This is a genomic window from Blastomonas sp. (genome assembly GCF_030373265.1).
Classification (GTDB): Bacteria; Pseudomonadota; Alphaproteobacteria; order Sphingomonadales; family Sphingomonadaceae; genus Blastomonas.
Genome location: NZ_JAUCZC010000010.1, coordinates 34838 through 53405, shown reverse-complemented (window position 1 = coordinate 53405; position 18568 = coordinate 34838). Strand labels below are relative to the sequence as shown.

At 64.9% G+C, this 18568-nt stretch carries 17 protein-coding genes; 8 read left to right on the top strand and 9 right to left on the bottom strand.

Going from position 1 to position 18568, the window contains the following annotated elements; genetic code table 11:
• The first annotated feature begins 99 nt into the window (after positions 1-99).
• The 3 genes from lepB to era are packed head-to-tail and all read left to right on the top strand — an operon-like array spanning position 100 to position 2488.
• Positions 100-912, top strand: a complete 813-nt coding sequence (lepB, locus tag QUV11_RS07960) for a signal peptidase I (RefSeq protein WP_300881440.1) — start codon at positions 100-102, stop codon at positions 910-912.
• Entirely contained in the window at positions 861-1583 is a 723-nt protein-coding gene (gene rnc, locus QUV11_RS07955; protein ID WP_300881439.1) for a ribonuclease III, read from the top strand. Before lepB ends, rnc begins: the two co-directional genes overlap by 52 nt.
• The gene (era, locus tag QUV11_RS07950; RefSeq protein WP_300881438.1) at positions 1580-2488 is read left to right on the top strand and encodes a GTPase Era; all 909 of its coding nucleotides are present in this window, start codon (positions 1580-1582) and stop codon (positions 2486-2488) included. The genes rnc and era overlap by 4 nt, the downstream gene beginning before the upstream one ends.
• Here the strand turns inward: era and QUV11_RS07945 are convergent.
• The 4 genes from QUV11_RS07945 to plsY form a co-directional block, all read right to left on the bottom strand.
• Entirely contained in the window at positions 2455-3246 is a 792-nt protein-coding gene (locus tag QUV11_RS07945) for an alpha/beta hydrolase (RefSeq protein WP_300881437.1), read from the bottom strand. The two genes, era and QUV11_RS07945, sit on opposite strands and share 34 nt — an antisense overlap.
• A 210-nt stretch (positions 3247-3456) precedes the next feature.
• A complete protein-coding gene (gene topA, locus QUV11_RS07940; RefSeq protein ID WP_300881436.1) occupies positions 3457-6060 on the bottom strand; it encodes a type I DNA topoisomerase in 2604 nt (867 codons plus the stop codon).
• Between the two features lie 107 nt (positions 6061-6167).
• Complete coding sequence (gene dprA, locus QUV11_RS07935; protein ID WP_300881435.1) at positions 6168-7286, bottom strand: DNA-processing protein DprA; 1119 nt, start codon at positions 7284-7286, stop codon at positions 6168-6170.
• 18 nt (positions 7287-7304) lie between these two features.
• Entirely contained in the window at positions 7305-7919 is a 615-nt protein-coding gene (gene plsY / locus QUV11_RS07930) for a glycerol-3-phosphate 1-O-acyltransferase PlsY (protein ID WP_300881434.1), read from the bottom strand.
• A gap of 110 nt (positions 7920-8029) precedes the next feature.
• Here plsY and murI point away from each other — a divergent pair, with 110 nt between their 5' ends.
• The 5 genes from murI (at position 8030) to QUV11_RS07905 (ending at position 14244) form a co-directional block, all read left to right on the top strand.
• Positions 8030-8851, top strand: a complete 822-nt coding sequence (murI, locus tag QUV11_RS07925) for a glutamate racemase (RefSeq protein WP_300881433.1) — start codon at positions 8030-8032, stop codon at positions 8849-8851.
• A 294-nt stretch (positions 8852-9145) separates the two neighbouring features.
• Positions 9146-10360: a 5-aminolevulinate synthase gene (gene hemA, locus QUV11_RS07920; protein WP_300881432.1), complete on the top strand. Its 1215-nt coding sequence runs from the start codon at positions 9146-9148 to the stop codon at positions 10358-10360.
• Between the two features lie 4 nt (positions 10361-10364).
• Positions 10365-11639 (top strand): YceI family protein, encoded by a 1275-nt coding sequence (locus QUV11_RS07915; RefSeq protein WP_300881431.1) that lies wholly within the window; start codon positions 10365-10367, stop codon positions 11637-11639.
• 32 nt (positions 11640-11671) lie between these two features.
• Positions 11672-12679 carry a ligase-associated DNA damage response exonuclease gene (locus QUV11_RS07910; RefSeq protein WP_300881430.1) on the top strand — a complete coding sequence of 336 codons (1008 nt, stop codon included), beginning with the start codon at positions 11672-11674 and terminating at the stop codon, positions 12677-12679.
• Positions 12679-14244, top strand: coding sequence for a cisplatin damage response ATP-dependent DNA ligase (locus tag QUV11_RS07905; protein ID WP_300881429.1), 1566 nt, complete (start codon positions 12679-12681; stop codon positions 14242-14244). The genes QUV11_RS07910 and QUV11_RS07905 overlap by 1 nt, the downstream gene beginning before the upstream one ends.
• Positions 14245-14343: 99 nt before the next feature.
• On the opposite strand, the gene QUV11_RS07900 is transcribed toward QUV11_RS07905, so the two are convergent.
• The 5 genes from QUV11_RS07900 to QUV11_RS07880 form a co-directional block, all read right to left on the bottom strand.
• Positions 14344-14991 carry a class I SAM-dependent methyltransferase gene (locus tag QUV11_RS07900; RefSeq protein ID WP_300881428.1) on the bottom strand — a complete coding sequence of 216 codons (648 nt, stop codon included), beginning with the start codon at positions 14989-14991 and terminating at the stop codon, positions 14344-14346.
• 7 nt (positions 14992-14998) lie between these two features.
• Positions 14999-16216, bottom strand: coding sequence for a DUF3419 family protein (locus tag QUV11_RS07895; RefSeq protein WP_300881427.1), 1218 nt, complete (start codon positions 16214-16216; stop codon positions 14999-15001).
• A gap of 204 nt (positions 16217-16420) precedes the next feature.
• Entirely contained in the window at positions 16421-16999 is a 579-nt protein-coding gene (locus tag QUV11_RS07890; protein ID WP_300881426.1) for a fasciclin domain-containing protein, read from the bottom strand.
• 287 nt (positions 17000-17286) lie between these two features.
• A complete protein-coding gene (locus QUV11_RS07885) occupies positions 17287-17991 on the bottom strand; it encodes an anti-sigma factor (protein WP_300881425.1) in 705 nt (234 codons plus the stop codon).
• Between the two features lie 4 nt (positions 17992-17995).
• Positions 17996-18562 carry a sigma-70 family RNA polymerase sigma factor gene (locus QUV11_RS07880; protein WP_300881424.1) on the bottom strand — a complete coding sequence of 189 codons (567 nt, stop codon included), beginning with the start codon at positions 18560-18562 and terminating at the stop codon, positions 17996-17998.
• Between the last annotated feature and the right edge of the window lie 6 nt (positions 18563-18568).

The window sequence follows — 18568 nt, the reverse complement described above, 5'->3', positions numbered from 1 at the left end:
TTAGCGGGGCATATCCAGCTTGGCGAGAGGCTTGCCAAACCACTTGCCGCTGATCGACAGGGGCTTGACGGGGCATAGGGTCATCCGCAAAGGGAGAAAATGACCGAAACCGTCGCAAACGCCCCGAAAGCCAAGTCTGAAACGGCGGATTTTCTGCAGTTTCTGGTCAAGCTGGCGATTTTCTTCTTTATCTTGCGCAGCTTCATCATTTCCCCGTTCAATATCCCGTCGGAATCGATGCAGCCGCGGCTGGTCGTGGGCGACTATCTGCTCGTGTCGAAATGGTCCTATGGCTATTCGCGCTACTCGATGCCGTTCAACCTGCCGATCATTCCCGGACGGGTCCTGGCGAGCCAGCCCGAGCGCGGCGATGTCGTCGTGTTCAAGGCACCGCCGACAGCTGGCGCCGACTATATCAAGCGCGTCATCGGCCTGCCCGGCGACACCATCGAAATGCGCGACGGCACCGTATGGCTGAACGGCAAGGCCGTGCAACGGCGGCGGGTCGCCGATTTCGTGATCCCGGTGTCGCCCAACACCCGCTGCTACGACCGCAGCTTCGAGGTGCCCGGCAGCGAAGGCGCCGCGGTGTGCAGCTATCCGCGCTTTCGCGAGACGCTGCCCGGTGGCAAATCCTATTATGTGCTCGACCTGATCGATGCGCCGCGTGACACCACCGAAGCGATCGTCGTGCCTGAAGGGCATATGTTCCTGATGGGCGACAACCGCGACAACAGCCTCGACAGCCGCTTCCCTGCGGTCGAAGGCCAGGGCATCGGCATCGTGCCGCAGGATCACCTGGTTGGTCGCGCGCTGGTGACGGTGTTCTCCACCGATGGCTCGGCGAGCTGGTTCCTGCCATGGACCTGGTTCACTGCCGCGCGCTGGGACCGTATCGGGGAAGGCTTTTGAGCAATCCCGTCGATCTGTCGGCGCTGGCGCCGATCATCGACCACGCGCCGAGCAACCCCGCCCTGTTCGTGCAGGCGCTGACCCATGGCAGCACCGGTCAGACGCCGGACTATCAGCGGCTGGAGTTTCTGGGTGACCGGGTGCTCGGCATGGTCATGGCAGACCTTCTCTATGCCCGCTTCCCCAAGGCCGCCGAAGGGCAAATGTCCGCGTTTCTCAACCGGCTGGTCTCGCGTGAAAGCTGCGCGGATATCGCCCGCGCCTGCAACCTTGGCGCGCTGATCCGGCTGGGCAAGCAGGCGCGCGACGATGGCGGCGCAGGCAGCACCAACATATTGGGCGATGTCGTCGAAGCGCTGATCGGCGCGCTGTATCTGGACGGCGGTCTGGCCAGCGCACGCAGCTTCATCGAACGGCACTGGGCCGAGCGCATCAGCGACATTGCCGAAGCGCCGCGGCACCCCAAGTCCGAACTTCAGGAATGGGCCGCTGCGCGCAACCGCAAGACGCCGACCTACACCATGCTCGGCAAGTCCGGGCCCGACCATGATCTGCGCTTCACCGTGCGGGTCGAAATCAAGGGACTGGGCGCCGCAGAGGCGACCGGGACCAGCAAACAGGAAGCCGAAACGCATGCCGCACGGCAGTTTCTGGCGGAGCACAACACATGACCGATACCCCTATTTCAACCCGCTGCGGCCTCGTCGCCGTCATCGGCGCACCCAATGCCGGCAAGTCTACCTTGGTTAACCAGCTTGTCGGCCAGAAGGTCGCGATCACCAGCCCCAAGGCACAGACCACGCGCGTCCGGCTGCTCGGCATCGCGATCGCCGGCAACACTCAGCTGATGCTGGTCGACACGCCCGGCATCTTCGACCCCAACCGCCGCTTCGACCGCGCGATGGTCAGCGCCGCGTGGGAAGGCTCGGACGGTGCGGACGTGATCGCACTCGTCGTCGATGCCAAGGCCAAGCTCAACGATCGGCTGACGACGTTGGTCGAGCAGCTCGCCACCCGGAAAGAGCGCAAGATCCTGGTGCTCAACAAGGTCGATATCGCCGCCAAGGACAAATTGCTGATCCAGGCGCAGAAGCTGCACGCCGCGGGCCAGTTCGATGAAGTGTTCTTCGTCAGCGCGCAGACCGGCGACGGCGTCCCCGAGCTCAAGGCGTTTCTCGCCGATGCGATGCCCGAGGGCGCGTGGCACTTCCCCGAAGACCAGGTTTCCGACGCCAGCGAGCGCATCCTCGCGACCGAGATCACCCGCGAGCAGCTCTTCAACCAGCTCCACGCGGAACTGCCCTATGCCAGCGCGGTGGTCCCTGAAAAATACGTCACCCGCAAGGACGGCTCGGTCGAGATCCACCAGCAGATCCTCGTCGCCCGCGACACCCAGCGCGCGATCGTGCTCGGCAAGGGCGGATCGCGGATCAAGGAAATCGGCGAGAAGGCCCGCACCGAGCTCGCCAAGGTGCTCGGCGTCGAGGTCCACCTCTATCTGCACGTCAAGGTGCAGGAAGGCTGGGACGAGGACCGCGAGATTTATGAAACGATTGGGCTGGGTTGGGTGAAGTAAAGCCGCCAATATTCGCGCAATGTCGAATAATGCGCAAGGTCGTCGAGCAGGTGGACGGCCGCGACATTGGGCAGCCGACCGGCAAGGTCCTGCGCCATTGCGACCGGTGACCAGTTGTCAGCAGTCCCGTGATAGAGTGTGACGGGCGGCGTGACGCGGCCCAGTTCATCCTCCCAGTCCTCGACATAGAGCGCGATCTCGCGGCGGTAGGTCGATAGCCCCGCCCCGAGCGAATGCTGCAGGATCGACAGCATCGCTGCCTTGAACGCAGGATCTTTGCTAAGCGCCAAATCAGCACCCTGCGCCGAGGCAAACAGCGCATCGTAAAGCTTGCCCGAGGCAAGCCGAGCCGCGATCGACTGAAGACGCACGATTCCTGCAAACAACGTCGGCCACGACCTCGCCAGTTTGAACACCGGCGCGCCTGCCATGCCACCCAGATAATCGCCCAGCGTCAGCGGTGCCGCAGCAGAGATCAGGTCAATTCCGGTGACCTGCAATCCCAGATAGGGCGCCGTGCGCAGCGCCGCACTCGCCCCCAGCGAGAAGCCTATCAGGCGCAATGGCTGGTCGGGAAATTGTGTTCGGATCGCATCTGCAAGGTGCTGCAAGTATCGGTCGGCGTCGGCCCAATCTTTTGCGTTTGAGCGGTCAACCACGTGCACGTCGCCGTGCCCAGTGTCCAAGCCTTCGCCAAACAGCGTCAACTCGCCTGGACCTCCGGGAATGCCGTGAAAATAGATCGATTGCCCCGCCATGCCGGATGTTTAGCAAGGGGCGCTGTTGCTGTTAATGACGATCTGTAAGGCCAGCACGAAGCGACCAGTCCTCTCCCTTCCCGCTTGCGGGAGGGGCAGGTCTGGCTTGCCAGACCGGGGTGGGCCGGGAGTTCGCAACGTTACAGGCCCACCCCGTCTTCGCCTTCGGCTCAGCCACCCCTCCCGCAAGCGGGAGGGGAGAGGGTTGCGTCAGGCTTCTGTCTTTGCTGGCTTCTTCGCAGCCGGCTTCTTTGCGGGAGCCTTTTTCGCAGCAGGCTTCTTGGCCGGAGCGTCCTTCTTCGCCGCCGCTTTCTTCGGCGCGGCCTTCTTCGCCGCTGGCTTCTTGCCCTTCTTGGCAGGCGCCTTGGCCGCGCGTTCGGCGATCAGTTGCAGCGCGACGTCAAGCGTCAGCTCGTCCTTGTTCACGTCCTTGGGGATCGTCGCATTGACGCTGCCGTCGGTGACGTAAGCCCCGTAGCGGCCTTCCATAACTTTGACGTCGGTGTCGGTCGCGGGGTTCTTGCCCAGCACCTTGAGCGGTTCGGGCGCGCTGCGTGAGCGGCCCGGGTTGGCGAGCGCCTCGGCGAGCTTGACCACGGCTGCGTTCATACCCGTCTCGAACACCTCCATCGTGCCCGAAAGCTTGGCGTATTTGCCGTTGTGCGACAGGTACGGGCCATAACGGCCGATGCTCGCGGTGATGACGTTGCCGGTTTCAGGATGCACACCGATCTCGCGCGGCAGCGAGAGCAGCTTGAGCGCCCATTCGAGCCCGAAGTCTTCGCCCGGAACGTCCTTGGGGATCGACGAGCGCTTGGCTTCCTTGCCTTCGCCAAGCTGGACATAAGGGCCAAACCGGCCCGAGCGCTTGGTGACGGGTTCGCCGGTCACAGGATCGTTGCCCAGTTCCTCGGGGCCCGTGTCGGCGCCATCGCCCTCGCCGCCGCCTTGCGCGAACCGGCGGGTGTATTTGCACTCGGGATAGTTCGAGCACGCCACAAACGCGCCGAACTTGCCGCCGCGCAGCGCGAGGCGACCCTCGCCACACTTCGGGCACAGCCGCGGATCGCCGCCATCGGCCTGTTTGGGAAACAGATACGGCTCGAGGAAGATGTCGAGCTCGGCGGTGATCTCAGAGGGCTTCTGCTCCATGACCTCGGCGGTCTTGGGCTTGAAGTCGCGCCAGAACGCCTCGAGCACCGCGCGCCATTCGGCGCGCCCGCCGCTGACGTCATCGAGCTGGTCCTCGAGCCCGGCGGTGAAGTCATAGGCGACATAGCGTTCGAAGAACCGCTCGAGAAAGCCCGTGAGCAATCGCCCCGATTCCTCTGCAAAGAAACGGTTTTTCTCGACCTTCACATAGCTGCGATCTTTCAGCACCTGGATGATCGAGGCATAGGTCGACGGGCGGCCGATGCCCAGCTCTTCCAAGCGCTTGACCAGCGACGCTTCGGAAAAGCGCGGCGGCGGCTGGGTGAAATGCTGGACCGCATCGACCGACTTCTTCGCCGGGCTGTCACCCTTCGACATGATCGGCAACAGGCCGCCGTCTTCGCTGTCGCTGTCGTCGAGCCCTTCCTCGTAGAGCGCGAGAAAGCCGGGGAACTTCACGACCTGACCGTTGGCGCGCAGCGCGGTGCGGCCGGTACCATCGACCAGTTCGACCACGGTGCGCTCGAGCAAAGCGGTCGCCATCTGGCTGGCGAGCGCGCGCTTGAACACCAGGTCATAGAGCCGGGCATGATCGCCCGATCCGGCCTTGTCGCGGCTGAAGTCGGTGGGCCGGATCGCTTCATGCGCTTCCTGCGCGTTCTTGGCCTTGGTCTGGTACTGGCGCGGGGTCTCGGGGAGGTAATGCCCCGAATAGCGGTCCGAAATCGCCTTGCGCGCTTCCTGGATCGCACCGGGGTCCATCTGCACCCCGTCGGTCCGCATATAGGTGATCGCGCCGTCCTCGTAGAGCGACTGCGCGATCCGCATCGTGTGGCTGGCCGAGAAGCCGAGCTTGCGCGCGGCCTCCTGCTGCAGCGTCGAGGTGGTGAACGGCGGCGGCGGGTTGCGCTTCAAGGGCTTGGTCTCGACCGTCTCGACCACGAAATGCCCAGCCTCGACCTTGGCCTTGGCGGCGTCGGCAGCACCAGCATTACCCAGCGACAGTTTGTCGAGCTTTTCGCCCTCGAGCCTGACAAGCCGCGCGGTGAAGGGCTGGCCCCCCTGCTCCATCTGCGCAGTCACCGACCAATATTCCTGCGCGGTAAACGCCTCGATCTCGCGCTCGCGCTCGACGATCAGCCTGAGCGCGACTGACTGCACGCGGCCTGCCGACTTGGCACCGGGCAGCTTGCGCCACAGCACCGGCGAGAGCGTGAAGCCCACCAGATAATCGAGCGCGCGGCGCGCACGATAGGCATCGATCAGATCGGTATCGAGCTGGCGCGGCGCGGCCATCGCCTCGGTCACCGCTTTCTTGGTGATCGCGTTGAAGGTGACGCGCTCGACCTCCTTTGGCAGCACCTTGCGCTTGGTCAGCACTTCCAGAACATGCCAACTGATCGCCTCGCCCTCGCGGTCAGGGTCGGTCGCGAGGATCAGTCGGTCGGCCTTCTTGGCCTCGTCGGTGATCGCCTTCAACTGCCGCGTCTTGTCGGCATACGCCTCCCAGACCATGTCGAAATCATTGTCGGGATCGACCGAGCCATCCTTGGGGGCGAGGTCGCGGATATGACCGTACGAGGCCAGCACCCGATAATCGGAGCCAAGGTATTTTTCGATGGTCTTGGCCTTGGCCGGCGACTCGACGATAACCAGTTGCATTGATTGGACTTTCTGAAAGCTCTCGCGTGTGCGTATAAGCTGGGGCCGGTTATCCGCATTCGTCAAGGGCGTCCATAGGCGATAAACGGGGTCAGATCAGTGACACGTCAGATGAGCGATACCCGGCCCGCCGCGTGCCGCTCGATCAGCCCGGCCAGTTCCAGGTCGAGCAGGATCATCTGCACCGCGCCGCTTTCGATCCCCGATTGGCGCACCAGCTCGTCGATCCCCACCGGCGCTACGCTGAGCAGGCTGACCAGCGCAGCGCGGGCGTGGTCGTCGGGCTCGGCAACCGGCACTGCCGCGGCATAGCGCAGCGCAGGCGCCGCCACCTTCTGGACCTGCGCGCCAGCAAAAGGTTCGATCAGTTCAAGGATATCGCCCACGCTTTGCACCAGCGTCGCTCCGCTGCGGATCAGCTCGTTGCAGCCGCGCGAGCGCGAATCGAGCGGTGAACCGGGAATCGCCATGACGTCGCGCCCCGCCTCGGCCGCCAGCCGCGCGGTGATCAGCGAGCCCGATTTGGGTGCCGCCTCGACCACCAGAGTGCCCAGCGCCATTCCGGCGATGATGCGGTTGCGATAGGGGAAATGCCGCGCCAGCGGTTCGGTCCCCGGCGGCTGTTCGGCAATGACCAGCGCCCGCTCGCCCATCTCGGTCTGAAGATCGCGATTCTCGGGCGGGTAGCTGATGTCGATCCCCGATGCGATCACGCCAGCGGTGCTGGCCAGTCCGCCACCTGCGATCCGCATCGCGCCTTCGTGCGCGGAGGTATCGATCCCGCGCGCCAGCCCCGAGACCACGAGATAGCCCGCCTCGGCGAGTTCGCCTGCGATCTGCCGGGCAAAGCGGCACGCGGCGGCAGATGCATTGCGCGCGCCGACCATTGCGATCGCAGGCCGCCGCAGCAGTGCGTGGTCGCCGCGGATGGTCAGAACCGGCGGGGCGTTGTCGATATGCCCCAGCAAGGCGGGGTAATCGCCATCATCGGCGAAAAGGTAGCGCGCCCCAGCCGCCTCCACGCGGGCGACTTCGGCGGTGACCTGCGCGGGCGTCGCGATCCGGATCGCGCGGCCCCCTGCCCGCTGGACCAGATCTGGCAGCGCCTCGATCGCGACCGTAGCAGCGCCGAAGCGGGCCATAAGCTGGGCAAAGCTGACCGGGCCTATGCGATCGGTCCGCAGCAACCGGATGCGCGCGAGATGCTCTGCATCAAGCACCGGCATGGCCCAGTATGGTGAACCTCAGGCGGCGGAGGACTTGCCGATCTTCGGCTCGGTGCCTGCGACCAGCCGCTGGATGTTGCTCCGGTGCTTCCACAGCACGAATCCCAGCATGACCATGAACACCCATAGAGCCTGCTCCCGTCCAAACCACCATGCCGCCACCGGCATCGCCGCTGCCGCCATGATGCCGCCGAGCGATGAGAACCGCGTGGCAAACGCCACCGCCAGCCACACCCCGGCAAAGACGATGCCCAGCGGCCAGTAAAGCGCAATCGCGATGCCAAGCAAGGTCGCAACCCCCTTGCCGCCGTTGAACTTGAGCCAGATCGGATACAAATGCCCGAAAAACGCGCCCAGCCCGGCAATCGGCCCGCTTCCGGGAGCCAGTGCCTCGGCGATCGCGATCGCCGCAGCCCCCTTGCCCAGATCGAACAGCAATGTGGCCGCGGCCAGCCCCTTGCGCCCGGTGCGCAGCACGTTGGTGGCGCCGATATTGCCCGATCCGATCGTCCGCAGATCGCCTGCGCCGGCCAGCCGGGTGAGGATGATGCCGAACGGGATCGACCCCAGCAGATAGCCCATCAGCATAAGACCACCGAGGCTCGCAACCGCGATTCCAGCCAGATCGTTCATCGCTGCCATTCCCTCGCTATTCCCTGGAAAGCCATAGTCGCGTGCATAGGCAACACGGCGATTTTGGCAAGCACGGTTGATCGCTCAGGCAGCGATGCTAAGCGGGGACGATGTCGCATTCTTCATCCGCCTCAGCGGCGATCCCCGCCGATGCCCCCCTGCTGTTTTTCGATTCCGGTGTCGGTGGGCTGACCGTGCTCGATGCGGCGCGGACGCTGCTACCCGATGCGCCGATTGTCTATGCCGCCGATTTTGCCGGGCTGCCTTATGGCGCCAAGAGCGAGGCGGAGATCGCCGCGCGGGTGCCTGCGCTGCTCGGGCGGCTGGTCGAGCGCTATCGTCCGCGGCTGATCACCATCGCCTGCAACACCGCGTCGACCATCGCCCTGCCCCAGGTGCGCGCCGCGCTCGATCTGCCCATCGTCGGCACTGTGCCCGCGATCAAGCCTGCGTCCGAACGGTCGCAAAGCCGCGTCATCGGCGTGCTGGGAACCGAAGCGACCGTGCGCCAGCCCTATGTCACCAACCTAGCGCACGAATTTGCCAGCGATGCGGTCATCCTGCGCTTCGGCGCGCCCGAACTGGTCCTGGCCGCAGAGCAGAAGCTGCGCGGCGAGGTGCCCGACCCTGCGATCTTCGACCGCGCCGTCGCCGGGCTGGTCAGCCAGGAGCGCGCGGTAAAGATCGATACGGTGGTTCTCGCCTGCACCCACTTTCCGCTGGTGCAGGAGGAACTCGCTCGCGCCTTTGGTCGCGCGGTAACCTTCGTCCACGGCGCCGAGGGAATCGCGCGACGGATCGCCTATCTGACCCGGGGACAGACCTTTGTCGGCAACGGCCTCAGGTTCGTCGCGACCGGCCCGGCAAGCGATGTCGTGCCCTATATGCCGGCGTTGCAGGCGCGTGGCTTTTCGAACTTCGAAACGCTGTGATCGCTTGGTGATCGAACGCATCGATCACAGCAAGGAGCAATTTCAGTTGGCTGCCGATCGGACGTTGGCCTAGGCCCTGCCGAGCGTTGACGCATCGCGCAGATCGCTGCCACGGCGGGGCGGGTGGGACAATTTGTCCACCCGGTTATGGCCCGCAACCCGGCAGTTGCGAGCCGTTATCGCTGGAAATACGGGATTTAATTGCTATTACAGCGCCAGCAGATGCGTGGGGCTTAGTCGCATTACCGCAGCGCAACGGCTTGGGAACACATTCATCAGGACTAAGGTGGCCGCGTGAATTACGACCAGATTTTTGATGCCGCGATTGACCGGCTGCACGCCGAGGGGCGTTACCGGGTGTTCATCGACATCCTGCGCAACAAGGGCGCCTACCCCAATGCGCGCTGCTTTCACGGCCATAACGGCCCCAAGCCGATCACCGTGTGGTGCTCCAACGATTATCTGACGATGGGCCAGCACCCCAAGGTCATCGAGGCGATGGAAGAGGCGCTGCACAATGTCGGCGCTGGCTCGGGCGGCACCCGCAACATCGGCGGCAACACGCATTACCACGTCGAGCTCGAGCACGAACTTTCCGATCTTCACGGCAAGCAGGGCGCGCTTCTGTTCACCTCGGGCTATGTCTCGAACGACGCCACGCTTTCGACGCTGGCGCGGATCCTGCCGGGCTGCATCATCTTTTCCGACGAATTGAACCACGCCTCGATGATCGCGGGAATCCGCAATTCGGGCTGCGAAAAGCGCGTGTTCCGGCACAACGATGTCGAGCATCTCGAAGAGCTGCTCGCTGCCGAAGACCCCGATGCGCCCAAATTGATTGCGTTCGAGAGCGTCTATTCGATGGACGGCGACGTCGCCCCGATCCACGCGATCTGCGATCTGGCCGACAAGTACAACGCGCTGACCTATCTCGACGAGGTCCACGCGGTGGGCATGTACGGCAAGCGCGGCGGCGGCATTTCCGAGCGCGACGAGGCTGCAGACCGGCTGACGATCATCGAAGGCACGCTGGGCAAGGCATTCGGCGTGATGGGCGGCTATATCGCCGCCGACCAGCGGATCATCGACGTGATCCGCAGCTATGCCCCGGGCTTCATCTTCACCACCTCGCTGTCGCCGGTGCTGGTTGCAGGCGCGCTCGCCAGCGTGAAGCACCTCAAGCAGTCGAGCGAGGAGCGCGACGGCCAGCAGGCGGCTGCGGCGATGCTCAAGCAGCTGTTTGCCGAAGCCGGCCTTCCGGTGATGGACACCACCACGCACATCGTACCGCTGATGGTGGGTGACCCGGTCAAGGCCAAGCGGATCAGCGACATGCTGCTCGCCGAATACGGCGTGTATGTTCAGCCGATCAATTTCCCGACCGTGCCCCGCGGCACCGAGCGGCTGCGGTTCACGCCCGGACCCAGCCATGACGAAGCGATGATGCGCGACCTGACATCGGCTCTGGTCGAAATCTGGGACCGGCTCGAACTGCGCAAAGCCGCCTGACCGGATGGCACCAGCCCGCTACAGCCTTGGGGCGATCGTTCTCCACTGGCTGATCGCGGCGGCGCTGGCATTTCAGATCGTCTTTGCCGATTCGCTCGAAGGGCCGCGCGGTCCCGATCTGTTTGCGCGGTTCCAGCTTCACAAGTCTGTCGGCATCACCATCCTGCTGCTCAGCCTGCTTCGGGTGGGATGGCGCGTGGTGGCACCCCGCCCCGCCCCTGTGCCGGGTCCGCAATGGGCGATGACATTGTCGGGCCTAGTGCATTTCGGCTTTTACGTCGTCATGATCGGCGCGCCGCTGACCGGCTGGATCCTGGTCTCCACCTCGGACATTAAGGTCGATACGCTGCTGTTCGGGTCGCTCCCCTGGCCGAACCTGCCGGCCCCGCAATGGCTGGGCGAGCCCGCCGAAGAAATCCACGAGATCCTGCCCAAGGTTGGCATCGCGCTGTTCGTCCTGCATGTCGCCGGCGCGCTGCGGCACCAGTATCTGCTCGGCACGCCAATCCTGGCGCGGATGCTTCCGGGCGGACGCGGCAAGGCGGTCGGCGCGGTCGGACTGGCCGCTGCGATCATCCTCGGTGGCATGGCGCTTGGCAAGATCGCTGATCCCAAGGGCGCGCAAGCCGCCACTGAAGCTCGAGCACCGGCCGACGCCGACCCGGTGGCCGCCACGGCGCCGGTTTCCGAACCCCTCGCTGAGGAGGAGCCCGCAGCCGAAGAGCCCGCAGCCGAAGCGCCAGCACTCGACGAGGCCGCTGAGACCGACAAGGCGAGCGAACCGCGCAAATGGTCTCAGACCCCCGGCGGCAGGCTGAGCTTTACCGCGCAATGGAATGGAGAGCCGGTCAATGGCAGCTTCGGTACATGGTCGTCGACGATCCTGTTTGCACCCGATGCGCTCGAGACCTCCGAAGTCGACGTGACCATCAATCTCGCCTCGGTCGATACCGGCGACAGCCAGCGCGACGGCACACTCACCGGCGGCGACTTTTTCGATACCTCGCGCTTCGCCACCGCCACGTATCGCGCGACCAGCTTCAAGGCTTTGGGCGGGGACAGATACCGCGCCGACGGTACGCTGACGCTGCGCGGGACGAGCAGGCCGGCGCCGCTCGCTTTCACGCTGACGATCACCGGCAACACCGCGCGCGCACGCGGAACCGCGACGATCGACCGCACCCGCTTCGGGGTCGGCCAGGGCGATTTCGCCAGCACTGCGGAGATCGCCGGCCCGGTCGCGATCAGCTTCGATTTTAAGGCCTCCGCCAAAGATTGAAGCTGCCGTGCCAGCACTCCATATGTTGGAGGATGAGCAGCGCCCCCCACTGGATCGAACCCCATCCCCATGGCATCTTCGTCCGCCCAGCCAATGCCTGGATCGACCCTTCGCGCCCGGTTGCGCGCGCGCTCGTCACCCATGGCCATGCCGATCACGCCCGCGGCGGACACGAGGCGGTGTGGGCGACGCCCGAGACGCTGGCCATCATCAACCTGCGCTATGGCCGGTATCCGGGCGAGAACGCGGTGGACTATGGCACCACGCTCGATCTGAACGGGGTCAAGGTCTCGTTCCACCCGGCCGGCCATGTGCTGGGATCGGCGCAGATCCGGATGGAGTATCAGGGCGAGACCGTCGTCGTCACCGGCGATTTCAAGCGGCGGCCCGATCCGAGCTGCGCACCCTTCGAAGTGGTGCCGTGCGACATCTTCATCACCGAGGCCACCTTCGGCCTTCCGGTGTTCCGTCACCCACCGACTTCGGACGAAATTGGCAAGCTGCTTGGCATGCGCGCCGCGCACCCGGATCGCTGCGTGCTGGTGGGGGCCTATGCGCTGGGCAAGGCGCAGCGGGTGATCACCGAGCTCCGCGAACTGTGCTATCATGAGCCGATCTATTTGCACGGCGCGCTCGAGAAGATGTGTGCGCTCTATGCCGATCACGGCGTCGATATGGGGCCGCTGCTGCCGGTTGCGGGCACCGACAAGGATGATCTGCGTGGCGCGATCATCCTTGCCCCGCCCTCGGCACTGGCCGACCGCTGGAGCCGCCGCCTGCCCGACCCGATCACCGCGATGGCGTCGGGCTGGATGCGGGTCCGCGCGCGCGCGCAGCAGCGCGGGGTCGAACTGCCGCTGATCATATCCGACCACGCCGATTGGGACGAGCTGACCACCACCATCCGCGAGGTTGCGCCCAAAGAAGTCTGGATCACGCACGGCCGCGAAGAGGCACTGCTGCGATGGTGCGAACTCCACCAGGTCAAGGCGCGCGCGCTCGCCATGGTCGGCCGTGAGGAAGAAGAGGAGGAGGCCTGATGCGGGCCTTTGCATCGCTCGTCACCCAACTGGGGTACACCCGATCGCGCAACGCCAAGGTGGCGCTGATCGCCGATTATCTGCGCGCAACGCCCGACCCCGATCGCGGCTGGGCGCTGGCCGCGCTGACCGGGGAAGCCGACTTTGCGGCGGTCAAATCCGCTGCCGTTCGCTCGATGGCGATGGAGCGGGTCGATCCCGAGCTGTTTCGCCTCAGTCGCGATTTCGTCGGCGATACCGCGGAGACCGTCGCGTTGATCTGGCCAGAAATGGCGCCGCCCGCCAACGATCTGCGGCTCGCCGATGCGGTCGATGCCTTTGCCGGTGTCAGCCGTGCGCGCGCGCCCGCGCTGCTTGGCGAATATATGGATCGGCTCGACAGCGATGGTCGCTACGCGCTGATCAAGCTGGCGACCGGGGCGATGCGGGTCGGGATTTCGGCGCGGCTCGCCAAGACCGCGTTCGCGCAAGGCTTCGGGCTGGATGTCGATGCGGTTGAGGAGGTCTGGCACGCGCTCTCGCCGCCTTATGCCAGCCTGTTCGCCTGGGGCGAAGGCGGCCCGCGTCCCGACCCCGAAGGCACGCCCTATTTCCGCCCGTTCATGCTGGCGCATCCGCTCGAGGACGGCACGGTCGATCTTGCCGACTATGCCGCCGAATGGAAATGGGACGGCATCCGCATCCAGATCGTCCGGGTCGGCAACGATACCCGGCTGTTCAGCCGCGGCGGCGACGACATCAGCGCGGCCTTCCCCGATATCGCGGCGCACATGCCGGTCGAGGGCGTGTTTGACGGAGAACTGCTGGTCCGCGGCGCGGTGCAGATGGGCGAGGCGGCGAGCTTCAACGCGCTGCAGCAGCGGCTGGGACGCAAGACGGTCTCGGCCAAAATGCTCGCCGAAGCGCCGGCGTTCGTGCGGCTGTACGATCTGCTGATCGACGGGACCGAGGACCTGCGGCTGATGCCGTGGAGCGTGCGGCGCGAACGGCTCGAACAGCGAATGGCGGCTTTGCCCGCCGACCGGTTCGATCTGTCGCAGATCATCGCCGCGCAGGATTTCGACGAACTCGGCCGGATCCGTGACGGCGCGCGCGATGCCGCGATCGAAGGGGTGATGCTCAAGCGCCGCGACAGCCTCTATGTGCCCGGACGCCGCGTCGGCCTGTGGTACAAATGGAAGCGCGATCCGCTGAGCGCCGATTGCGTGATGATGTACGCCCAACGCGGCAGCGGCAAGCGCTCGTCGTTTTACTCGGACTACACCTTCGGCTGCTGGACCGAAGACGGCGAGCTTGTCCCGGTAGGCAAGGCCTATTCGGGCTTCTCGGACACCGAGCTCAAATGGCTCGACAAGTTTGTTCGCCAGAACACGCTCAATCGCTTCGGCCCGGTACGGGAGGTCGAAAAGTCGCTGGTGCTCGAGGTGGCGTTCGATTCAATCCACGAGTCCAAGCGGCACAAATCGGGCATCGCGATGCGCTTTCCGCGCATCTCGCGGTTGCGCCGCGACAAGCCTGCGGCTGAGGCGGACACTGTGCAGACGCTGAAGGCTTTCATCACCTAGCACCCGTCATGCCCGCGAAGGCGGCGGTCCCGCTTTCTTGGTAAAGATCGCAAAGCGGGATTCCCGCGTTCGCGGGAATGACGGGTGTATGAAACGCTTTTAGCCCCCAATCACGGCATACTGCGCATAGCCGCGATACAGGTTGCGGTGCTCGATCAGCAGTCCGCGCCGATGCGCGACATGTCGGGCGACGGCTTCGAGGTCGGCCCGCGGACTGACATGAAAACGATCCAGCCAGCCATGCAGCCCGCGCGCAAACCAATCCGGCAGACCATTCTGGTCGCCGAAGTCGACCAGATGCAACCTGCCGCCCGGGGCGAGCGCATCGGCTCCTGCCGCAAGCGCCTGTTCCCAGCCGGGGATCATCGACAGCGTGTACGAGCAGAACACCCGATCCACCCGGTCCAGACCAAACAGGCGCTTGGGCGAGAAGCTGGTGGCATCCCCCCTGGTCAGCCCAATCCTCTCTTCCAGCCCCGCGCGTCTGATCGATGTCCGCGCGTTTTCGAGCATTGCCTCGGAAATGTCGAACCCCAGAAACCGCGCATGCGGATAGCGACGCGCGGCCACGATGAGGTTGCGCGCGGTGCCGCAGCCCATCTCCAGCACCAATCCTCCTGGTGGCGGTGCAAGGTCGGCGATGAGGCGATCACGCCCCAACAGATAATATTTGCGCGTCAGATCATAGATATGCCGTTGGGTGCGGTAGATCGCATCCATGCTGTCGGCATGGTCGGGGGTCGGCATGCTGGCGTTACTTGAGGACATACAGATGGACCCCGCCATAGATCGATGACCGGTCGCGCGCGGTGAAGCCGAGCGAGTCTTCGGCGCGGTAGTCCCAGCGGCCGAGCAGATCGTCGGGGACGCGCCCGGGCAGTAGGCTGGGCGCGGCGGCGGTGCGGAACAATACGCGGGCACCAGGCCGTGCGGTGCGGGTGATCTCGCTCCAGAGCAGCGTGAGTTGCTGGTCGTTCATCCAATCCTGCGCGTCGAGCAGCACATAGCGATCGAGGCTGGCGTCGGCGCTGGCCTGCAGCCGCTCGACGAAGTTGGCGTGCTCGACCTGGACACGGCCTGCGCGGGCGCGGATAAGGTCGTAATTGTCAGCCTGGAGATAGGGCGGCAGCGACGAGTCCACCGCTTTGCCATATCCCCGACCGAATGCCTGCCAGGCGAAGTAGTTGTCGCGGATTTCAAAGTCGCACGCTAGCTTTTCCAGACGCTTGCGGAGCACATCTGCCATCTTTTCGTCGCCCGCCAGCGCCTCGAATTGCGCAGGGGGGATACCCAGACCGAACAACGCGGGCGGCTGGTCGGTCAGCCAGCGGACGAACTTCTTGTCGAACACCGGTGCCAGGTGCTGTTCGAAGATCGCGCGCTGTTCTTCCAGCGTCGAAGCGGTGAGCATCATCCTGAGGTCGATCTTGTACAACCGCGCGAGCAGATGCGCGGTGCCGATGAAGCCGCCGAGCAGACCGCGCTTGTACACCCCGCTGCTGAACCCGCCGATCCGCCTGCGCCCGGCGAGATCGCGGCCCTCCCAATAGCTGCGGCTGGTTTCATCGAGATGCGGACGGATATGCTCCTTGTAGGCGCGCAGATTCTGCTTGCTGTCGGCCTGCCCGAAAAAGCGGTGGAAATGCATGTGATCGGGCAGATGCTGGGCTGCCGCGACCTTGAGCTTGTTCAACGCGATGTGCGCGGTGTTGAGATCGACCGCGATGATCTGCGCGGGGTCTGCCACGAGATAGGACAGAACGTTGCACCCGCCCGAGGCAATGGTGATGATCCGGCTGTCGGGCTGGATGTCCAGCGCCTCCATATCGACCACGGGGTCTTCCCATATCTGGGCATAAACCAGCCCTTTGAACGCGAATGCGAAGGCACGCTCGAACAGGCCCTGTTTGGTCGTCGTCGCGGATTGGGTGACCGCTTCTGCGATCTTGGTGTTGCGCATCGTGCCGGCCATGTCGCCTGCTCCCCTTGCTCAGTGGTTGAACCTCTGGACGAGCGCGCTACGGCGGATTGGTGACCCGCGCATGACGGATTGGCGACTCCGCCTGTCACATACCCCCGTCACATTAGCCCTGCCACAAGAGCTATGCCCCAGACACGAAGAGGCCCGCCGGTCTGGGGGGACCGGCGGGCCTGTGGTGCGCTCTGGGCTAAGGGGTTAACCCGGCATCACCACGGTGTCGATCACATGCACCACACCGTTGCTCTGCATGACATCGGTCTGGGTTACGATCGACTTGCCGCCCTTGGCGTCGGTCAGGACGACATTCTTGCCCTGCAGCGAGGCGGTAAGCGTTCCGCCCTGCACGGTCTTGATCATGGCCTTGCCACCGCCCTGCTCGATCAGAGCCACGACGTCGGCTGCAGTCACCTTGCCGGCGACGACATGATAGGTGAGGATCGAGGTCAGCGTTGCCTTGCTCTCAGGCTTCACCAGCGTGTCGACAGTGCCGGCGGGCAGCTTGGCGAACGCGGCATCGGTCGGAGCGAATACGGTGAACGGGCCGGGCGAGGCCAGCGTGTCAACCAGGCCGGCAGCCTTGACGGCTGCGACCAAGGTCGTGAGGTTGGGCGCTGCGCTGGCGTTCTCGACAATCGTCTTGGCCGGATACATCGCTGCGCCGCCGACCATCGAATGGTCGGAGCCCTTGTGGTGGTTGGCAAGTGCAGGGCCTGCGAAAGCGAGCGTCGCAGCCGCGGTTGCGGCGAGAAAGCTTGGGGCAAGAGTTTTCAGCATAAGGAGAATCTCCATGGGTTGTTCCGTATCCGCCGGGGAAGCGGGATACGGGGGCAGCTACGGAGAGGATTGCAAGCCGGATGCGCACGGGTTGATTTATGTGGGATGGGGTGGCGTTGTACGACCCAAGACATCGCAAAACACCCTGCCGCGTACGCTCCCTCGTCGTCATTCCCGCGGACGCGGGAATCCCGCTTTTGTCCGACAATAGCGCATAAGCGTCACCCCCCCCGTGCGCGGGTGTGACGATCTGGCGACGATTTTGCGACGATAGCTTGCGGGGTCGACTAAATTCGCTGCAACCGGCCCTGGGCCACCGTGGGCGCGCTGGGCTTGTCCGGATCGGGCAGGACTTTGGGCTCCATCGTCAGGATCAGTTCGCTGACCGGATCGATGAACTGGCGGTGTCCTTCCGGAACAGCGATGCGCGTGACACCGCCCCGCAGCAGCCGTCCCAGACGCCGAGGTTGCCCGTCGGCGGGGACGATCCAAAGTTCGGGCTCGGTCTCGGTGACCGGCATCCCCTCGACCCGCACCAGCATTTCCGCCGTGCTGCTGTCGTAGCGTGCCGTCAGCAGCAAACCGTCGATCGGCCCGGTCAGCTGCGCGACCGCGACATCCGCATTGGCCTGCGAGGCCGGACCTTTGTCCTTTGGAGACGGCCAGACCAGCGCCAGCGCCAGCATCGCGGCAACAGCCGAGGCGGCAAAGGTCGCCATTTTCCAGCGCCCCTGGGCTGCGGGCGAACCCAGTGAGGCCATGGGAGCAACCGCTGCCTCGGCATCGATCGCCGCATCGATCCGCGCCATCAGTCCATCCGCCGGTGCGATGTCTGCGAAACCGTCATACAAGGGCGCGAGACGCGCGCGCCAGCCTTCGACCTCGGCTGCAAAGCCCGGGTCGGACAGCATCAGCCGGAGCGCGGACGCGCGCTCCGTGCCTTCCAGCAGGCCCAGAGCCAATTCGGCCGCCATCGCGGACCGTTCAGGCATGGCATCACTGCTCACGCGACAGGCACTCCTTCAACTGCATCAGGCCGCGGCGGATCCAGCTCTTCACTGTCCCCACCGGCTTTTCCATGGCTTCGGCGATCTCAGGGTAGCTGAGACCCTGATAAAACCCTGCCTTGATCGCCGCCGCGCGCGCTGGTTCGAGCTCGTCGAGGCATGCGAAAATTTGCGCACGCTCGCCGGACTGGGCAAGCTCTGCCGAGGGGTCGGCAGCATCGTCGACCAGGGTTTCGGCAAGATCAACAGGCAGCGGGTCTTCATAGCGCTGGCTTCTACGCCAGTCGATCGCCGCGTTGCGTGCAATGGCGCACAGCCAGGCGATCGCGCTCGCCTTGGCCGGATCGAATGACCCGGCACGCTGCCACACCTTGAGATACACGTTCTGCAATACGTCCTCCGCCGCGCCCCTGTCGGTGCAGATACGCAAGCAAACGCCGTGCAGTTTCGCGGACGTCATGGCGTAGACGGTGCGCAATGCCTCGCGGTCTTGCTGGGCCACGCGGATCAAGGCCGATTGCAGGTCGGCCCTGCGGCTGTCGCTGGCTGGCGTCACCGGTCG

Excerpts from the sequence above, each read along its gene's own strand:
- lepB (WP_300881440.1), top strand. The coding sequence starts at position 100 with ATGACCGAAACCGTCGCAAACGCCCCGAAAGCCAAGTCTGAAACGGCG.
- rnc (WP_300881439.1), top strand. The coding sequence starts at position 861 with ATGGACCTGGTTCACTGCCGCGCGCTGGGACCGTATCGGGGAAGGCTT.
- era (WP_300881438.1), top strand. The coding sequence starts at position 1,580 with ATGACCGATACCCCTATTTCAACCCGCTGCGGCCTCGTCGCCGTCATC.
- QUV11_RS07945 (WP_300881437.1), bottom strand. The coding sequence starts at position 3,246 with ATGGCGGGGCAATCGATCTATTTTCACGGCATTCCCGGAGGTCCAGGC.
- topA (WP_300881436.1), bottom strand. The coding sequence starts at position 6,060 with ATGCAACTGGTTATCGTCGAGTCGCCGGCCAAGGCCAAGACCATCGAA.
- dprA (WP_300881435.1), bottom strand. The coding sequence starts at position 7,286 with ATGCCGGTGCTTGATGCAGAGCATCTCGCGCGCATCCGGTTGCTGCGG.
- plsY (WP_300881434.1), bottom strand. The coding sequence starts at position 7,919 with ATGAACGATCTGGCTGGAATCGCGGTTGCGAGCCTCGGTGGTCTTATG.
- murI (WP_300881433.1), top strand. The coding sequence starts at position 8,030 with ATGTCGCATTCTTCATCCGCCTCAGCGGCGATCCCCGCCGATGCCCCC.
- QUV11_RS07915 (WP_300881431.1), top strand. The coding sequence starts at position 10,365 with ATGGCACCAGCCCGCTACAGCCTTGGGGCGATCGTTCTCCACTGGCTG.
- QUV11_RS07910 (WP_300881430.1), top strand. The coding sequence starts at position 11,672 with ATGAGCAGCGCCCCCCACTGGATCGAACCCCATCCCCATGGCATCTTC.
- QUV11_RS07905 (WP_300881429.1), top strand. The coding sequence starts at position 12,679 with ATGCGGGCCTTTGCATCGCTCGTCACCCAACTGGGGTACACCCGATCG.
- QUV11_RS07900 (WP_300881428.1), bottom strand. The coding sequence starts at position 14,991 with ATGCCGACCCCCGACCATGCCGACAGCATGGATGCGATCTACCGCACC.
- QUV11_RS07895 (WP_300881427.1), bottom strand. The coding sequence starts at position 16,216 with ATGGCCGGCACGATGCGCAACACCAAGATCGCAGAAGCGGTCACCCAA.
- QUV11_RS07890 (WP_300881426.1), bottom strand. The coding sequence starts at position 16,999 with ATGCTGAAAACTCTTGCCCCAAGCTTTCTCGCCGCAACCGCGGCTGCG.
- QUV11_RS07885 (WP_300881425.1), bottom strand. The coding sequence starts at position 17,991 with ATGCCTGAACGGTCCGCGATGGCGGCCGAATTGGCTCTGGGCCTGCTG.